16 protein-coding genes are annotated in these 15,647 nt (G+C 63.4%); 11 read left to right on the top strand and 5 right to left on the bottom strand.

The features are described 5' to 3' along the window. The first annotated feature begins 9 nt into the window (after window positions 1-9). Genes V1479_RS03935 through V1479_RS03920 form a run of 4 tightly spaced genes read left to right on the top strand, consistent with a single transcriptional unit; the run spans window position 10 to window position 4,910 of the window. Entirely contained in the window at window positions 10-1,290 is a 1,281-nt protein-coding gene (locus tag V1479_RS03935) for a CpaE/TadZ family protein (RefSeq protein WP_368801748.1), read from the top strand. Window positions 1,291-1,317: 27 nt separating this feature from the next. Then, the gene (locus V1479_RS03930) at window positions 1,318-2,841 is read left to right on the top strand and encodes a TadA family conjugal transfer-associated ATPase (RefSeq protein ID WP_368801747.1); all 1,524 of its coding nucleotides are present in this window, start codon (window positions 1,318-1,320) and stop codon (window positions 2,839-2,841) included. Window positions 2,842-2,882: 41 nt separating this feature from the next. Then, a complete protein-coding gene (locus V1479_RS03925; protein ID WP_173187974.1) occupies window positions 2,883-3,896 on the top strand; it encodes a type II secretion system F family protein in 1,014 nt (337 codons plus the stop codon). An 18-nt stretch (window positions 3,897-3,914) separates the two neighbouring features. Further along, complete coding sequence (locus tag V1479_RS03920) at window positions 3,915-4,910, top strand: type II secretion system F family protein (protein ID WP_173187976.1); 996 nt, start codon at window positions 3,915-3,917, stop codon at window positions 4,908-4,910. Window positions 4,911-4,933: 23 nt separating this feature from the next. On the opposite strand, the gene V1479_RS03915 is transcribed toward V1479_RS03920, so the two are convergent. From V1479_RS03915 to miaB, 4 genes are all read right to left on the bottom strand, one after another. Then, a complete protein-coding gene (locus V1479_RS03915) occupies window positions 4,934-6,028 on the bottom strand; it encodes a hemolysin family protein (protein ID WP_173187978.1) in 1,095 nt (364 codons plus the stop codon). A 27-nt stretch (window positions 6,029-6,055) separates the two neighbouring features. After that, entirely contained in the window at window positions 6,056-6,526 is a 471-nt protein-coding gene (gene ybeY, locus V1479_RS03910; RefSeq protein WP_368801746.1) for an rRNA maturation RNase YbeY, read from the bottom strand. 187 nt (window positions 6,527-6,713) lie between these two features. Further along, a complete protein-coding gene (locus V1479_RS03905) occupies window positions 6,714-7,709 on the bottom strand; it encodes a PhoH family protein (protein WP_173189974.1) in 996 nt (331 codons plus the stop codon). Between the two features lie 61 nt (window positions 7,710-7,770). Then, window positions 7,771-9,186, bottom strand: a complete 1,416-nt coding sequence (gene miaB, locus V1479_RS03900) for a tRNA (N6-isopentenyl adenosine(37)-C2)-methylthiotransferase MiaB (RefSeq protein ID WP_173187982.1) — start codon at window positions 9,184-9,186, stop codon at window positions 7,771-7,773. 124 nt (window positions 9,187-9,310) lie between these two features. Here miaB and V1479_RS03895 point away from each other — a divergent pair, with 124 nt between their 5' ends. The 3 genes from V1479_RS03895 (at window position 9,311) to V1479_RS03885 (ending at window position 11,113) form a co-directional block, all read left to right on the top strand. After that, complete coding sequence (locus tag V1479_RS03895; RefSeq protein ID WP_368801745.1) at window positions 9,311-9,739, top strand: pilus assembly protein N-terminal domain-containing protein; 429 nt, start codon at window positions 9,311-9,313, stop codon at window positions 9,737-9,739. A 111-nt stretch (window positions 9,740-9,850) separates the two neighbouring features. Beyond that, window positions 9,851-10,438, top strand: coding sequence for a TadE/TadG family type IV pilus assembly protein (locus V1479_RS03890; protein WP_368801744.1), 588 nt, complete (start codon window positions 9,851-9,853; stop codon window positions 10,436-10,438). A gap of 51 nt (window positions 10,439-10,489) precedes the next feature. Next, the gene (locus V1479_RS03885) at window positions 10,490-11,113 is read left to right on the top strand and encodes a TadE/TadG family type IV pilus assembly protein (RefSeq protein ID WP_368801743.1); all 624 of its coding nucleotides are present in this window, start codon (window positions 10,490-10,492) and stop codon (window positions 11,111-11,113) included. Between the two features lie 10 nt (window positions 11,114-11,123). Here the strand turns inward: V1479_RS03885 and V1479_RS03880 are convergent, their stop codons facing one another. Then, the gene (locus tag V1479_RS03880; RefSeq protein ID WP_368801742.1) at window positions 11,124-11,933 is read right to left on the bottom strand and encodes a phosphate/phosphite/phosphonate ABC transporter substrate-binding protein; all 810 of its coding nucleotides are present in this window, start codon (window positions 11,931-11,933) and stop codon (window positions 11,124-11,126) included. 237 nt (window positions 11,934-12,170) lie between these two features. On the opposite strand from V1479_RS03880, the gene V1479_RS03875 reads away from it, so the two are divergent. The 4 genes from V1479_RS03875 (at window position 12,171) to rpsT (ending at window position 15,536) form a co-directional block, all read left to right on the top strand. Next, entirely contained in the window at window positions 12,171-13,400 is a 1,230-nt protein-coding gene (locus tag V1479_RS03875; RefSeq protein ID WP_368801985.1) for a phosphopentomutase, read from the top strand. Further along, the gene (gene mutM, locus V1479_RS03870) at window positions 13,393-14,286 is read left to right on the top strand and encodes a bifunctional DNA-formamidopyrimidine glycosylase/DNA-(apurinic or apyrimidinic site) lyase (protein ID WP_368801741.1); all 894 of its coding nucleotides are present in this window, start codon (window positions 13,393-13,395) and stop codon (window positions 14,284-14,286) included. Before V1479_RS03875 ends, mutM begins: the two co-directional genes overlap by 8 nt. Before the next feature lie 43 nt (window positions 14,287-14,329). After that, the gene (locus V1479_RS03865; RefSeq protein ID WP_368801740.1) at window positions 14,330-15,103 is read left to right on the top strand and encodes an enoyl-CoA hydratase; all 774 of its coding nucleotides are present in this window, start codon (window positions 14,330-14,332) and stop codon (window positions 15,101-15,103) included. A 166-nt stretch (window positions 15,104-15,269) separates the two neighbouring features. Beyond that, window positions 15,270-15,536 carry a 30S ribosomal protein S20 gene (gene rpsT / locus V1479_RS03860; protein WP_173187993.1) on the top strand — a complete coding sequence of 89 codons (267 nt, stop codon included), beginning with the start codon at window positions 15,270-15,272 and terminating at the stop codon, window positions 15,534-15,536. Window positions 15,537-15,647: the final 111 nt, after the last annotated feature.

Raw genomic sequence — 15,647 nt, 5'->3', positions numbered from 1 at the left:
GCGCATGACATGAGTAATCTCGCCTACGACGCGACGACGGATTCCGACGCCGTCAGCGAAAACGAAATCGCCGCCATGAGCGAATTGCGGCCGGTTCCGCGCATCTCCATCCAGGCATTCTGCGAGACGGAGAGCGTTGCCAGCCCGATCGAGCGGGCCGCTGCCGACAGGCGGATGTCCAAGGCGCACCTGAAGGTGCACATGGGGGGCATCGGCACCGCGATCGACTTCTATCACTCGGCGCAAACGCCGAACCTGATCATCGTCGAGTCGCGCGACGAGCCGAAGCAGCTTGTCGCGGAGCTGCACCGGCTGGCCGAGGTCTGCGATCCCTCCTCGAAGGTGGTCGTCGTCGGTCACTATAACGACGTGTGGCTCTATCGCGAGCTGATCCGGTTCGGCATCTCCGAATACGTGGTCGCCCCGATCTCCATGGCTGACATCGTCTCGGTGATCTCGTCGATCTTCGTCGACCCGCAGGCCGAGCCGCTCGGCAAGTCCATTGCCTTCATTGGCGCCAAGGGTGGCGTCGGATCCTCCACTGTCGCGCACAATGTGGCCTGGAGCATGTCGACGCTGTTCAGCTCGGAAGTGCTGGTGGCCGACCTCGACCTTGCTTTCGGCACCGCCAACATCAATTTCGACCAGGACCCGGCGCAAGGCATCGCCGAAGCCGTGTTTTCGCCGGAGCGCATCGACGAGACCTATCTCGATCGCCTGCTTGCGCAGTGCGCCGAGCGCCTGTCACTGCTGGCGGCGCCGTCGATGCTGGACCGCACCTACGATTTCGACGCCGAGGCTTTCACCCAGATCATCGACGTTGCCCAGCGAAGCACGCCGCTGCTTGTGCTGGACGTGCCGCATGTCTGGAACGGCTGGACCAAAAACGTGCTGACGCAGGCGGACCAGGTGGTGATCACGGCGACGCCGGAACTCGCCAACCTGCGCAATACCAAGAACCTGATGGACACGTTGAGAAAGCTGCGGCCGAACGACGGCCCGCCGAAATTGGTGATCAACCAGGCGGGTGTTCCCAAACGACCCGAGATCAGCGCCGCCGACTTTGCCGACCCGCTGGAACTCGAGCCGATGGCAGTGATCCCCTTCGATCCCGCTCTTTTCGGCAACGCCGCCAACAACGGCAGGATGCTGAGCGAGATGGATGCCCAGCACGCGATCGTCAAGACGATCAACGAGGTGGCGCATGTGCTGACCGGACGCTCGGAAATCAAGTCGAAGAAAAAGCCGGGGCTCGGCGACCTGCTGGAACGCCTGAAGCTCAAGAAATAATTCGAGAAAAGCGGGATCGGCGCGGAAATGTTTGGCAAAAGAGGCAACGACGGCGGACAGAGCGAGACACCGGCTTTCCGGCCTGCCGGAACACCGGGGCCCGCGCCTGCGGCGCCCCGCGAGGCGGCCACGAGCACGACGACAATTGCGCCCGCACGCCCGCAACAGGCCGCAGGCGGGGCAAGTGCCCCCACCGCGGCCCCGAAGCGCGCCATCGAGGCACCGCCGCTTGCGCCGGAGCCTCCGAAGCGCGCTCCGCGCGAGCGCAGTGACAGCTATTACGATACCAAGAGCCAGGTTTTCTCGGCGCTGATCGACACGATCGACCTGTCGCAGCTGGCAAAACTCGACGCGGATTCCGCGCGCGAGGAAATCCGCGACATCGTCAACGACATCATTGCGATCAAGAATTTCGCCATGTCGATCTCCGAGCAGGAAGAACTGCTGGAGGACATCTGCAACGACGTGCTGGGCTATGGCCCGCTCGAGCCACTGCTGGCGCGCGACGACATCGCCGACATCATGGTCAACGGCTCGAAGAACGTCTACATCGAGGTGGGCGGCAAGGTCGAGCAGACGACCATCCGCTTCCGCGACAACCAGCAGCTTCTCAACATCTGCCAGCGCATCGTCAGCCAGGTCGGCCGGCGCGTCGACGAATCTTCGCCGATCTGCGACGCGCGTCTTCCCGACGGTTCGCGCGTCAACGTCATCGCGCCTCCGCTCGCCATCGACGGCACCGCACTGACGATCCGCAAGTTCAAGAAGGACAAGCTGACGCTGGACCAGCTCGTGCGGTTCGGCGCGATCACGCCCGAAGGGGCGGAAGTTCTGAAGATCATCGGCCGCGTCCGCTGCAACGTGGTCATTTCCGGGGGCACGGGTTCCGGTAAGACCACCCTGCTGAATTGCCTGACCAACTATATCGACCGCGACGAACGCATCATCACCTGCGAGGACTCGGCCGAGCTGCAGCTCCAGCAGCCGCACGTGGTGCGACTGGAGACCCGCCCGCCAAATCTCGAAGGCGAGGGCGAGGTCACCATGCGCGATCTGGTCAAGAACTGCCTGCGCATGCGTCCCGAACGCATCGTCGTGGGCGAGGTGCGCGGCCCTGAAGTGTTCGATCTTCTGCAAGCGATGAACACGGGCCACGACGGATCAATGGGTACCATCCACTCGAACAGCCCGCGCGAATGCCTCAACCGCATGGAATCGATGATCGCGATGGGCGGCTTCGCCCTGCCGCAGAAGACCGTGCGCGAGATCATCGTCGGCTCGATCGACGTCATCATCCAAGCGGCGCGCCTGCGCGACGGCTCGCGCCGCATCACCCACATCACCGAGGTGATCGGCATGGAAGGCGACGTCATCATCACGCAGGACATCGTCCTCTATCACATCAAGGGCGAAGACGCGCAGGGTCGCATCATCGGCGAGCACGTGTCGACCGGCATCGGCCGCCCGGCGTTCTGGGATCGCGCCCGCTACTATGGCGAGGACGCGCGGCTCGCCAACGCGCTGGAAGCGATGGAAAAGGAAACGCAGTGATCGGGCGCGTCCTCACGGCAGGCACTGCATAGGAGACTGGGATGTTCGGACTGGACAGCACTGTTCTGGCCTTCATCGCGCTGGCAACGCTCAGCGTCGGTGCGCTCGCCTATGCCCTGCTGTTCACATCGATCGAGAACGAGAAGAAGGCCGGCAAGCGGCTGGAGACCATCAAGCGCGCCGACACGGACCGCGCCACGGTCAAGGCGTCGCGGGATCGCGTTGCCGAGGCGGCACGTCGGCGCAAATCCGTGCAGGATTCGCTCAAAGAGCTGGAAACCAAGCAGAAAACCCGCGCCCTCAGCACCAAGAAGCCGCCTCTCAAGATACAGCTTCGCCAGGCCGGCATGAAAGTCACCATACAGCGCTTCTATATCTATTCCGTCATCTGTGGGCTGGTCCTGACGGCGCTGCTGTTCATCGTGGGCGTACCGCCGCTGGTGCTGCCCGGCGTTTTCCTGGCGGGAACCTTCGGCATCCCGCGCTGGGTCGTCTCGTTCATGCGTGCGCGCAGGGTGAAGGCGTTTCTGCACGAGTTTCCCAACTCGCTCGACGTCATCGTGCGCGCGGTCAAGTCGGGCCTGCCGCTCAACGATTCCGTGCGGCTGATCGCGGCGGAGTCACCCGAGCCCGTGCGGACCGAATTCCGCCGCATCGTCGAGTCGCAGCAAGTCGGCCTCTCGCTGCCGGAAGCGGTGATGCGCATGCCCGAAACCATGCCTTGCGCGGAAGCCAGCTTCTTCGGCGTGGTCATCCAGATCCAGAGCCAGGCCGGCGGCAACCTCTCCGAAGCGCTGGGCAACCTCTCCAAGGTGCTGCGCGACCGCAAGAAGATGAAGGCCAAGATCCAGGCGCTGTCGATGGAAGCCAAGGCCTCCGCCGTCATTCTCGGCGCGCTGCCGTTCCTCGTTGCGCTGCTCGTCTATCTGTCGAGCCCGAACTACATCATGCCGCTGTTCACCCATCCGACAGGGCATCTCATCCTTGCGATCTCCGGCGTGTGGATGTCGATCGGCATCTTCGTCATGCGCAAGATGATCAATTTCGAAGTCTAGCCTCAGGGAAGCGTCGCCATGCTGGACCAGATCGCCAAATCCATATCCGATCCGAGCCTGATGATCTCGATCGTGGTCGCGGTCGCGGTGTTCGTCACGATGTTCACCGCGCTTCCCGCGCTCAGCGGCAATCCGCTCAAGGCGCGGATGAAGTCGGTTGCGCTGGAGCGTGACGAGCTGCGCGCCAAGCAACGCGCACGGCTTGCCGCCGAGGCCGACCGCAGGCGCAAGGGCCTGCGCGAGGAACAGTCAGTCGGGATGCGGAACATTGTCGACAGGCTCGATCTCCGGCGCCTGCTTGCAGACGAGAAAACCGCCGCGCAGCTCAAGGTCGCCGGCTTCCGCGGCCAGAACCCGCTGACGAAGTTCCTGTTTTTCCGCCTTGTCCTGCCTTTCATCGGGCTGGCTCTCGGCCTCGTCTACATCTTCGTGCTCGGAGGCCTTTCCGAGCAGTCGCCGCTGATGAAACTTTTCGTCTGCATCCTGCTTGGCTATGGCGGCTTTTACGCTCCGATCCTCTACGTCAGGAACCGGGCCACCAAGCGCCAGCAATCCATTCAGAAAGCATGGCCAGACGCGCTGGACCTGATGCTGATCTGCGTCGAATCCGGCATATCGGTGGAAGCCGCATTCCGCCGCGTGGCGGACGAGATCGGCATCCAGTCGGTCGACCTGGCCGAAGAGCTCGTGCTGACGAATGCAGAACTGTCGTTCCTTCAGGAGCGCAAGCAGGCCTACGACAACCTTGCGGCGCGCACGGGACTGGAGGCGGTGAAATCGGTGACGCAGGCGCTGGTTCAGGCCGAACGCTACGGCACGCCGGTTGCCCACGCCCTGCGCGTCCTGTCGGCGGAAAGCCGCGACATGCGCATGAACATCGCCGAGAAGAAGGCAGCGGCGCTGCCGCCCAAGCTGACAGTGCCGATGATCCTGTTCTTCCTGCCGGTGCTTTTCGGCGTCATCCTCGGGCCGGCCGGAATCCAGATTTCGGAGCAGGCGATCTTCAGCAAGTGACGGCGATGCCGTCAACTGCTTGATCAGGCGCTCTGCTTTTCCGGCGCTTTGACTTCGGCAGGCGGCGGCAAGGGCTCGTCGCGCGTGACCATCCGCGCCCTGCGGCGATCCGCAGCCCTGCCCTGAACGATCCTGACCCGCTTGACGCGGCGGGGATCTGCATCCAGCACGTGGAACTCGAAGCCGGGAATGGCCTGCACGACCTCGCCGCGCGCCGGAACACGGCCGAGCGCGTTGAAGATCATACCGCCGATGGTGTCGACATATTCCTCGTGCTCACCGCCGGTGAAGGCCTCGCCGATGGCTTCGGCCACATCTTCGATCTCCGCCTTGGCGTCGACGACGAAAATGCCGTCGCCCGTGCGGGTGATCATCGGCTCCTCGTCCTCGTCATGCTCGTCCTCGATGTCGCCGACGACCATCTCGACGATGTCCTCCAGCGAAACGAGACCGTCGGTGCCGCCATATTCGTCGATGACGAGAGCCATCTGGATGCGCGCAGCCTGCATGCGGGTCATCAGGTCGGAGGCGAGCATCGACGGCGGCACGAAAAGCACAGGCCGCACGATGCCAAGGTCGCCTATCGGCTTGCCGAGATCGACATTGGCCAGATCGAGCGGCAGTGCCGGGGTCTTGCGCGTGGCGCGGCCCTTCTTCTGCTTGGCCGCGCGGGTGATGTAACCCACGACGTCGCGGATGTGGACCATGCCGCGTGGATCGTCGAGCGTCTCCTGATAGACCGGCATGCGCGAGCGGCCCGACTCTTCGAAGAGTGTCAGAAGATCGCCAAGCGCGGTCGACAGTTCGATAGCCTCGATGTCGGCACGCGGCACCATGACATCCTCGACGCGCAGCTCACGCAATCGCAGGATGTTGTTGAGCATGGCGCGCTCACCGACCGAGAACACGGTGCCGGTCGCCTGTTCGGATAGCGCATCCGCCAGGTCTTCGCGCAAGCTCGATCCGTTGCGCGGACGGAACCGCGCAGCCAGCCGTTCGAATAATGAGGGTTTGGTGCCGGATCGTCCGGCGGGCGTACTTTGGGACTCGCCTGACTGGTCGGAGCCCTGTTCGCCGCCCTGCTCCGCAACAGCGGCAGATTGTGCGTTTTCGTTCATCGTCTTTCGGTCGTTTGACCTTTTCAGTTATCCATATGGATCAGGAATGGCAAGTGCGGCGAGTATGCGCCGTTCGAGCGCTTCCATTTCCTCGGCTTCTTCGTCGGTTTCGTGGTCGTAGCCGAGAAGATGCAGCATGCCATGCACGATCAGGTGCCTGAGATGGTGCTCGAAGGGCTTTTCTTCCAGTACCGCCTCCGAAGAAATCGTCTCGAAGGCGAGCACGATGTCGCCCAGCATCGCCGGGAGCGGGTCGCCGGGAGCGATTTCGAAAGCCGGGAACGACAGGACGTTCGTCGCCTTGTCCTTACCGCGCCAGCCGCGATTGAGCTCGGCGATATGCGCGTCGTCGGTGAAAAGCAGCGAAAGTTCGGCCGTATTTGCCGCTTTCAGGTCGAGCTCGACCAAAACCGCGTCAACAGTCGGAGCAGCAAGCGCCGAAAGCTCATCCTCGGCCGGCCACGCGCCGGCTTCGATCGCGATGTCTATGTTGATCATCGGGAGCTGACGTGGAGAAAGCCAACGCCCCCTCCACCATGCTTCGCATGGTCCCCCTCCCCCGTAAACAGGGGAGGATCAAGGTTGCGGCCATTTGCGACCTCGGTTCCTCCCCTGCGAAGCGGGGGAGGGGGACCGCCGTAGGCGGTGGAGGGGGCGTTCGGAAAATTCATGCGTGTCAGATCGCCTATACGTCGATCCGCCCCTTGCGGTCGGCGCCGGAACCATGGGCGTCGTAGGCCCTGACGATTTCGGCGACCAGCGGGTGGCGGACGACGTCCACGTCGTTGAACCGAACGGTGACGATGCCCGGAACGCCGTCCAGCACCTGAAGCGCCTCAACGAGGCCCGACTTGGTGTTTGGCGGCAGGTCGATCTGGCTCGGATCGCCGGTGACGATCATGCGACCGCCTTCGCCGAGCCGTGTCAGGAACATCTTCATCTGCATCGGCGTGGTGTTCTGCGCCTCATCGAGGATGATCGCCGCGTTGCGCAGCGTGCGGCCGCGCATGAAGGCCAGCGGGGCGATCTCGATGACCTCGGCCGCAATAGCCCGCTCGACCTTGTCGGCAGGGATCATGTCGTAGAGCGCGTCATAGAGCGGCCGCAGATAAGGATCGACCTTCTCCTTCATGTCGCCGGGCAGGAAGCCGAGCCGCTCGCCGGCCTCGACGGCCGGGCGCGACAGCACGATGCGCTCGACCATGCCGCGCTCGAGCAGCATCGCCGCATGGGCGACCGCCAGATAGGTCTTGCCGGTGCCGGCAGGCCCTATGCCGAAGACGAGCTCGGAGCGCTCCAGCGCCCGCATATAGGCGTCCTGGTTCAATGAACGCGCATAGATCGTGCGTTTGCGCGTGGCGATCTGCGCTGCCGCCACTTTGCCTTTGCGCTCAAGCGTCGGGAGCGTGAGCTGATCGTCGACGGCTATCGCCATGCGGATCGCGCCATCCACCTCGGAGGGAGACACGTCCGCGCCCTTCTGGAGAAGCTCGTAGAGATAATCCAGCGCGCGCCGCGCCTGCTCGGCAGCGACCGGATCGCCCTTGATGGATAGCTGATTGCCCTTCGAGCGTATATCGACGCCCAGCTTCTGCTCCAGCCGGGCCAGATTCTCGTCGAACTGGCCGTAAAGCGCGCTCGCGTGCTTGTTGTTGTCGAAGGTCAGAACGATATGCGCCATGTCGGAGGCCCCGGCGGGCGGTGCTTTCAGTTCTGTTGCGGCGCTCAAACGTCTCTCCTGATTAACGCCCGTCTCCGGTCACAGGTTCGGAGAAAAGGCTGTTGGGACCCGCTTTCGTGATTCGCACTCTGACAATGTCACCGATTTCGCCGGCCATTTCATCAACAATTACCGGCTGAAGCCAAGGGGAACGGCCGACCCGCTGACCCGGATTTCGGCCGGGCTTCTCGATCAGCAGGTCGATTTCCGAACCGACAAGACTTGCCGCAAAAGCAGTCTGCTGTTCGGCCACCAGAGCCTGCAGGCGTTGAAGCCTCTCATTCTTGACGTCTTCGGCCACCTGTAACGGCAAATCGGCGCCCGGCGTTCCCGGCCTCGGCGAATATTTGAACGAAAACGCCTGCGCATAGGTCACGTCGCGGATAATCCGCATCGTGTCCTCGAAATCCTCATCCGTCTCGCCCGGGAATCCGACGATGAAGTCGCCGGACATGGCGATGTCGGGTCGCGCGGCGCGAATGCGGTCGACCAGCCGGAGGTAATCGGCGCCGGTATGCTTCCGGTTCATCGCCTTCAGGATACGATCCGATCCCGATTGAACCGGCAAATGCAGGTAGGGCATCAGCGACGGCAGATCGCGATGGGCGGCGATCAGCGCATCGTCCATGTCGCGCGGATGGCTGGTGGTATAGCGCAGCCGCGCAAGGCCAGGAATTTCGGCAAGGCGGAACAACAGTTGTCCAAGGCCCCATTCGGTGCCATCCGGACCCTCTCCGTGCCAGGCATTGACGTTCTGCCCGAGCAGGGTGACCTCGCGAACGCCGGCTTCCGCAAGCCGCTCTGCCTCCGCAACGAGTTGAGAGACCGGACGCGAGACTTCCGAACCGCGCGTGTAAGGCACCACGCAGAAGGTGCAGAACTTGTCGCAGCCTTCCTGGACGGTGAGAAAGGCCGTGACGCCCCTGCTGCGCACCGCCTTGCGCTCCAGCGCCGGCAGGTGCTCGAACTTGTCCTCGATGGCGTATTCCGTCTCGACGACCTTCTCGCCCGCCCGCGCCTTCTGCACGACCTGTGGCAAGCGATGATAGGTTTGCGGGCCGATGACCAGATCGACCACCGGCGCGCGACGGAGAATCTCGTCGCCCTCGGCCTGTGCGACGCAGCCGGCAACGCCGACCAAAGTCTCACGGCCGCTGGCGGCTCGCTCGGCCTTGAGCTGTCGGATACGGCCGAGCTCCGAATAGACCTTTTCGGCCGCCTTTTCGCGGATATGGCAGGTATTCAGGAGCACCAGGTCGGCGTCCTCGATCTCGGCCGTAGGCTGGTAGCCTTCCGCAGCGAGCGCATCCGCCATGCGCTGGGAATCGTAGACATTCATCTGGCAGCCGTAAGTCTTGACGAAGACCTTGCGGGGCGCTGCGCCATGCGCCTCGGACGGCAGGTTTGTTTCGCGCGTAATCGTGTCGTTCATTTCCATGGCGCGTCTCTAGCCGTTTTTGATGTCAAAAAACAGATGAATCGCCAGAGATGCCGCGCCTTAACGGTCGGTTCACCAATATCCTTCATTTTTCCTTCAACTGTCCAAGACCTGGAGAACTCGCATGGCGCGGCGCTGGATCAATTTCGTAACGGGCATGGCCCTGGCGAGCGCGATGGCATTGCCGGCCCAAACCCTTGCAGGCGAACCGATCCAGGTTCAGATGAACCAGGCCAAGATCGTCAAGCTCGCGCGCCCTGCCGACACGATCGTCATCGGCAATCCGGCGATCGCCGACGCTTCCGTTCAGGACGCATCGACAATCGTGCTTACCGGCAAAGGCTTCGGCGTGACCAATCTTGTGGTTTTGGACAATGACGGCGCTCCGATCGTCGACGAGCAGATCGTCGTATCGCGGCATCTGGCCAATTCCGTGCGCATCTATCGTCGCTCCGACGTGCAGACCCTGTCCTGCAGCCCGTATTGCGAATCCTCGTTCAAGAACGAGGCCGAGACGACCTCGGAAGCGGAGATGCGTCGCTACTCCGAATAAGCGTTAACGAAGGACTGACTTTGGCCGCTCAATTTGAGAGTTCGCCAAAACGGCCCCTCAACCCGCCTACTGTATGGTCCTGCCATGAGATACCACCGGCAGGGTGCCACCATGCATGATGCAAGCGAGAAAAAACCAGTCGAGACGAGCGGCAAGCCGCGGCGACCAGGCTTTCTGCGTCATTTCGTAAAAGATGCGAAAGGCAGCGTCGCGATCGAATTCACGGCGCTGGCTATTCCGTTCGCCATGCTCGTGTTCGCGATCCTGGAAAGCTGCATCTCGTTTGCAGCCCAGCAGCTCATGTCCAGCATCACTGACGACGTGGCCCGCCAGTTCCGCACCGGCCAGATACAGATTGCCGATGTCGAGGCCGACAAGAACCTGGTGCGCAATAAAATCTGCGACCGGCTGGAGATCGTGGTGTCGGATGGTTGTCCCGGCCTCGAGATCGACCTGCGCAGCTTCAACACATTCGCACAGGCTGCACAGCAGCGCATCGCCTTCACCAAGGACAACGATATCGACACCAAGGGCTTCAAGATCGACCCAGGCAAGGCGCTTTCGAAGAACCAGTTGCGGGTCTTCTACCGCTGGCCGGTGATGACCGATTTCCTGCGCAAGTCGATGTCGAACCTGAAGGATGGAAAGACGCTGCACTACGCAACGGTTACCTGGCAGAACGAGCCGTTCGAGGAATAGTCGACGCCTGGGCCGGGCACAAAAGGCTGCTCTAGGGGGGGAGAGCAAGGGATGAACATGAAACGCGCTATTCTCAACGGATTGGATAGTACCAAGACAAGGCTGCTGCGCCTTGTTGGCGACCGGCGCGGCGTTGCTGCGCTGGAATTCGCCATGGTCGCGCCCGTGCTTCTGTCGCTCTACTTCGTGACGATGGAAGTTGCACAAGGCATCGAGGCCAACAAGAAGGTCAGCAGGATCGGCTCAATGGTCGCCGACCTCGTGACGCAGCAGCAAAGCATCAGCCGCTCCGAACTGGAGGCGATCATGCAGATCGGTGGTGCGATCCTGCTGCCCTATAACCGCAGCCAGCCGGACATCACCGTCACCGCGATCAAGCTCACCGACAAGGCCAACCCCAAGGCGATTGTGCAATGGTCGCGCAGGATGCGGAACGGCGTATTCATGCAGGGGCCGGTAAAGGGGACCGAAACCCAGGTTCCGACGACATTGAAAATCAGGGACACGTTTCTGATCGAGGTCAGCGCCAGCCTGGAATACCGGCCCGTCCTGACCTGGACGGCGGAAAACAAGGCCGCGATAGGACTTGCGGCCTCGTTCGACAGGATCGCCATGGATGAAAGCTACTTCCTGCGCCCCCGCATGACGGCGGAGATTGATTGCAGCGACTGCTGACCCGCAACGATTATTCCGCGGGCGAGGCGGAGCTGGCCGACATCCCCTTGCCGACTGCGCCAACCGCCTCGATAACGGGCTGGTAGTCCTCCTGAGCGGCGGCGGCAAAACCGCCGCCATGACGACGTTCCAGATAGTAGTTGAGATCGGGATCGGCGGCGACGCCAGCCAAAAGGCGCTGCAACGCCTCGACCTGCTCCTGCGGCAGCGTATTGCGGACCGCGTGCGGCCCGTATCGCAGCAGGGCCGAGTGCCAGCTTACCTCGAAAGCAGAGGCGTCCACGCCGGCTGAGGCAAGACGGTCGATGGAGCCGCCGGACAGCGATCCGCCTCCAGGTTCAGGCGCGGCCGGCACCCAGCCGAAATACGCATCGACCGCGCCGCTGAGGAACATGGCCTCGGCCTCGCCGGCGGTCTCGGTCGGGACAAACCTGCCGGCCCCGAGCGCATCCGCGGCGCCGGGCCAGGACGCCAGAGGCGCAAGCCGCGTCGCCAGACTGTCATCCGGCCCCACAGCAATGGATTTCGGGGCCTCGTTGCCTTCGGATGCACGAGCGATCAGCACCGAACGGAACCCAAACGAGCCATCAATGCCGACAGGCGCCGCAACCGGGCGCAGGCAGGCGCAGCGGATCGATGCCGCAGCATAGGCGGGCGCGGTATAGATGGCATAGTCGATCCGGCCATCGAGATGGCTTTCGATGAGCGCGGGATAGTCACGGGCAACCAGCACCTCGACCGGCATCGACAGCGCGTTCGAGAACGCCGTCTTGATCGCCGAAAGGCCCTCGACGGCCGCGCCCTCGCCGCCGGAAGCCACAAGGCCTATCCGGAAGGGCGTTGCGGGTCCTCCGTCAGCCGCCGTAGCCGCACCTGAAATCCAGCATGCGAAAAGGACGGCAGCCCCCGCTCCCGAAATCGCCCGGTGTCGAACCACGTTTCCTGCTCCAAGCCGTTGCCAGCGCGGATTTTCGGCTGTTTTGGTTTCATAATTGCCAAGATCGGCGCATGAACCTATGTCTTGAAAGTCACCGAACCGGCAGAAAGCACCCAGCATATGGCCCGCGCATTCCTTTTCGTGCTCGATTCCTTCGGCATCGGCGGCGCGCCTGATGCGGCGTCTTTCGGTGACGAGGGATCGGACACGTTCGGGCATATCGAAGCGGCATGCGCGCGCGGCGAAGGCGATGCCGCGGGCCTGCGGAGGGGTCCGCTTCAAGTTCCCAACATGCGGGCGCTGGGACTGGGTCACGCTGCCGCGCTCGCCACGGGCCGGCCGATGCCGGCAGAGGCCACCTCCGGCTTCCATGCGGCGGCGACAGAGACTTCGAGCGGCAAGGACACGCCCTCGGGCCATTGGGAGATTGCCGGGCTGCCGGTCCGGTTCGACTGGGGCTATTTTCCAGACACGCGACCTGCCTTTCCTGCCGATTTTACCGAGGCGCTGATCCGCGAAGGTGACATTCCGGGTATCCTCGCCAACTGTCATGCGTCCGGCACGGGCGTGATCGAGGAATTCGGCGAGGAGCATATCCGCACCGGCAAGCCCATCTGCTACACCTCCAGCGACTCGGTCATCCAGATCGCCGCGCATGAGGAGCATTTCGGCCTGGAGAGGCTCTACGAGCTGTGCCGCACGGGACGCAGGCTGGCCGACGCACTGAATATTGGCAGGGTGATCGCGCGCCCGTTCATCGGCGAAACTGCCAGCGATTTCGAGCGTACGCCGAACCGCAAGGATTTCGCCACACCGCCGCCGGAACCGACGCTGCTCGACCGGCTGACGGACGCCGGCCGCAAGGTGCTCGCCGTCGGCAAGATCGGCGACATCTTCGCGCATCGCGGCATCTCGGACCTGCGCAAGGCCCCCAACAACATGGCGATGTTCGACGCAGCGCTCGCGGCAATGCGCGAGGCAGGCGACGGTGACTTGGTATTCGCCAATTTCGTCGACTTCGACACCAATTTCGGCCACCGGCGCGACGTGCCGGGCTATGCGGCAGCCCTGGAAGCGTTCGACGCACGCCTGCCGGAAGCGCTCGCGCTGCTGGGCGACGGCGACATGCTGATGCTCACGGCGGACCATGGCTGCGACCCGACATGGCGCGGAACCGACCATACGCGCGAACGGGTGCCGGTGCTGGGAACCGGCCCTGGGCTCGACGGCGGACCGATGGGCGTGCGCACCAGCTTCGCGGACATCGGCGAGACAGTCGCCGAGCATCTCGGCATCGCGCCGGGCAAATACGGCACGTCTTTCCGGGCCAAGCTTTCCGGCAATGCCTGAGCTTCCCGAGGTCGAGACGGTTCGGCGCGGGCTGCAGCCGGTATTCGAGGGCGCGCGCATCGTCACGGTCGAACAGCGGCGGCCCGACCTGCGCTTTCCGTTTCCCGCCGACTTCGTGGCGAGCCTGACGGGGCGCTCGGTGATCTCACTGGGGCGGCGCGCGAAATATCTGACAATGCACCTCGACCGCGACCCGGTGCTGATCTGCCATCTGGGAATGTCCGGATCGTTCCGCATCCTGGCGGGCAGCGATGACGCCGTGCCAGGCGCGTTTCACCACGAGCGCTCCAAGAACGAAGCGCACGACCATGTCGTCTTCCATCTGGAAAACGATGCGGGGGCGACCAGCCGGGTCGTCTTCAACGATCCACGCCGCTTCGGCTTCATGCTGTTTTCGCCGGGCGCGACCCTTCACGAACACCCGTCACTGGCCGGGCTGGGGATCGAGCCGACGGGCAACGCGCTCGACGGCGCGATGCTGGGTGACCTCCTGCACGGGCGTCGCGCACCGCTGAAGGCGGCACTGCTCGACCAGCGGCTGATTGCGGGCCTCGGCAACATCTATGTATGCGAGGCATTATGGCGGGCGGGTTTGTCGCCGCGCCGCGAGGCCGGGTCCATCGCTCCTGCGCCGGGCCGTACCAACGCCCGCTGCGAGAGACTTGCCGAAGCCATCCGCGAGGTAATCGCCGACGCCATCGCGGCCGGAGGATCCTCGCTGCGCGACCATGTGCAGGCCGACGGATCGCTCGGCTATTTCCAGCATTCGTTCAACGTCTACGACCGCGAGGGGGAAGCCTGCCGCAAGCCCGGCTGCGGCGGCACGGTGCAGCGCATCGTGCAGAGCGGTCGCTCGACCTTCTATTGCCCGTCCTGCCAACGTTAGCTATCTGGGCACGCACCGAAACGCCAATTGGAGGAATGAAACGATGGCCTATGAGACGATCCTCGTGGAGACGCGCGGCAAGGTGGGCCTCGTCACGCTCAATCGCCCCAAGGCGCTGAACGCCCTCAACAGCGTGGTGATGGAGGAAGTGGTCGCGGCACTCCAGGCCTTCGAGGCCGACGAGGCAATCGGTGCGATCGTTCTGACCGGCTCGGAGAAAGCATTCGCGGCCGGCGCCGATATCAAGGAGATGCAGGAGAAGTCCTACATCGACATGTATATGGCGGACTTCTTCGCCGGGTGGGACGCAATGACCCGCATCCGCAAGCCGATCATCGCTGCGGTTTCGGGCTATGCGCTCGGCGGCGGATGCGAGCTCGCCATGATGTGCGATTTCATCATTGCCGGCGACAACGCGAAATTCGGCCAGCCAGAGATCACGCTCGGCGTGATGCCGGGCATGGGCGGATCGCAGCGGCTCACCCGCTTCGTCGGCAAGTCCAAGGCGATGGACATGTGCCTGACGGGCCGCATGATGGATGCAGCCGAGGCGGAGCGCTCGGGCCTCGTATCGCGCGTGGTGCCGGCCGCCGACGTGGTCGAGGAAGCGGTCAAGGCTGCCGAAAAGATCGCCGGCCTGTCGCTGCCTGCGGTGATGATGAACAAGGAGGCCGTCAACCGCGCCTACGAGACGACGCTCACCGAGGGGCTGCGCTTCGAGCGCCGGGTTTTCCATGCGATGTTTGCGCTGGACGACCAGAAAGAAGGCATGGCGGCCTTCTCCGAAAAACGGCCGGCGACATTCCGCAATCGCTGAGAACGGCAGCAACGCATTGAAGCGTTGACGCGCCGGAAAAGCTCATCTATAAGCCGCCGCAACTGAGGCGGCCTATGGCTGCCCCTTTGTTTTTGCGCCAGACGATAGGTTCAAGCGGAATCGATCCGTTCTGGCGCTTCACGTGACATAGTGAGAGAGAGGCATCATGGCCAATACGTCTTCGGCCAAAAAGGCAACGCGCAAGATCGCCCGCCGCACCGCGATCAACAAGAACCGCCGTTCGCGCGTTCGTACCTTCATCCGCAAGGTCGAGGAAGCTCTGGCCAGCGGCGACAAGGCAGCGGCCCAGGCGGCATTCACCGCCGCGCAGCCGGAACTGATGCGCGCCGCCTCCAAGGGCGTGCTTCATCGCAATACGGCATCCCGCAAGGTTTCGCGCCTTGCCCAGCGGCTCAAGACGCTGACTGCCTGATAAGGCCTTAAGCCTTTAGTCGAAACATGAACCCGGTGACCCGTTCGCCGGGTTTTGTTTTGCGTGGCGCAAGCGCCTGTATATGTGCTCCGGCGGGCGCCGCGCAGCCGG

Origin of the sequence: Neoaquamicrobium sediminum (assembly GCF_040970315.1) — a bacterium.
GTDB lineage: Bacteria > Pseudomonadota > Alphaproteobacteria > Rhizobiales > Rhizobiaceae > Aerobium > Aerobium sediminum.
This window is presented reverse-complemented; position numbering and strand designations above follow the sequence as displayed.

Bases quoted from the DNA above. Each gene is read 5' to 3' on its own strand.
- rpsT (WP_173187993.1), top strand. From the start codon at position 15,270: ATGGCCAATACGTCTTCGGCCAAAAAGGCAACGCGCAAGATCGCCCGC.
- V1479_RS03930 (WP_368801747.1), top strand. From the start codon at position 1,318: ATGTTTGGCAAAAGAGGCAACGACGGCGGACAGAGCGAGACACCGGCT.
- V1479_RS03895 (WP_368801745.1), top strand. From the start codon at position 9,311: ATGGCGCGGCGCTGGATCAATTTCGTAACGGGCATGGCCCTGGCGAGC.
- V1479_RS03875 (WP_368801985.1), top strand. From the start codon at position 12,171: ATGGCCCGCGCATTCCTTTTCGTGCTCGATTCCTTCGGCATCGGCGGC.
- V1479_RS03920 (WP_173187976.1), top strand. From the start codon at position 3,915: ATGCTGGACCAGATCGCCAAATCCATATCCGATCCGAGCCTGATGATC.
- V1479_RS03890 (WP_368801744.1), top strand. From the start codon at position 9,851: ATGCATGATGCAAGCGAGAAAAAACCAGTCGAGACGAGCGGCAAGCCG.
- miaB (WP_173187982.1), bottom strand. From the start codon at position 9,186: ATGGAAATGAACGACACGATTACGCGCGAAACAAACCTGCCGTCCGAG.
- V1479_RS03885 (WP_368801743.1), top strand. From the start codon at position 10,490: ATGAACATGAAACGCGCTATTCTCAACGGATTGGATAGTACCAAGACA.
- V1479_RS03925 (WP_173187974.1), top strand. From the start codon at position 2,883: ATGTTCGGACTGGACAGCACTGTTCTGGCCTTCATCGCGCTGGCAACG.
- ybeY (WP_368801746.1), bottom strand. From the start codon at position 6,526: ATGATCAACATAGACATCGCGATCGAAGCCGGCGCGTGGCCGGCCGAG.
- V1479_RS03915 (WP_173187978.1), bottom strand. From the start codon at position 6,028: ATGAACGAAAACGCACAATCTGCCGCTGTTGCGGAGCAGGGCGGCGAA.
- mutM (WP_368801741.1), top strand. From the start codon at position 13,393: ATGCCTGAGCTTCCCGAGGTCGAGACGGTTCGGCGCGGGCTGCAGCCG.
- V1479_RS03905 (WP_173189974.1), bottom strand. From the start codon at position 7,709: ATGGCGCATATCGTTCTGACCTTCGACAACAACAAGCACGCGAGCGCG.
- V1479_RS03935 (WP_368801748.1), top strand. From the start codon at position 10: ATGAGTAATCTCGCCTACGACGCGACGACGGATTCCGACGCCGTCAGC.
- V1479_RS03865 (WP_368801740.1), top strand. From the start codon at position 14,330: ATGGCCTATGAGACGATCCTCGTGGAGACGCGCGGCAAGGTGGGCCTC.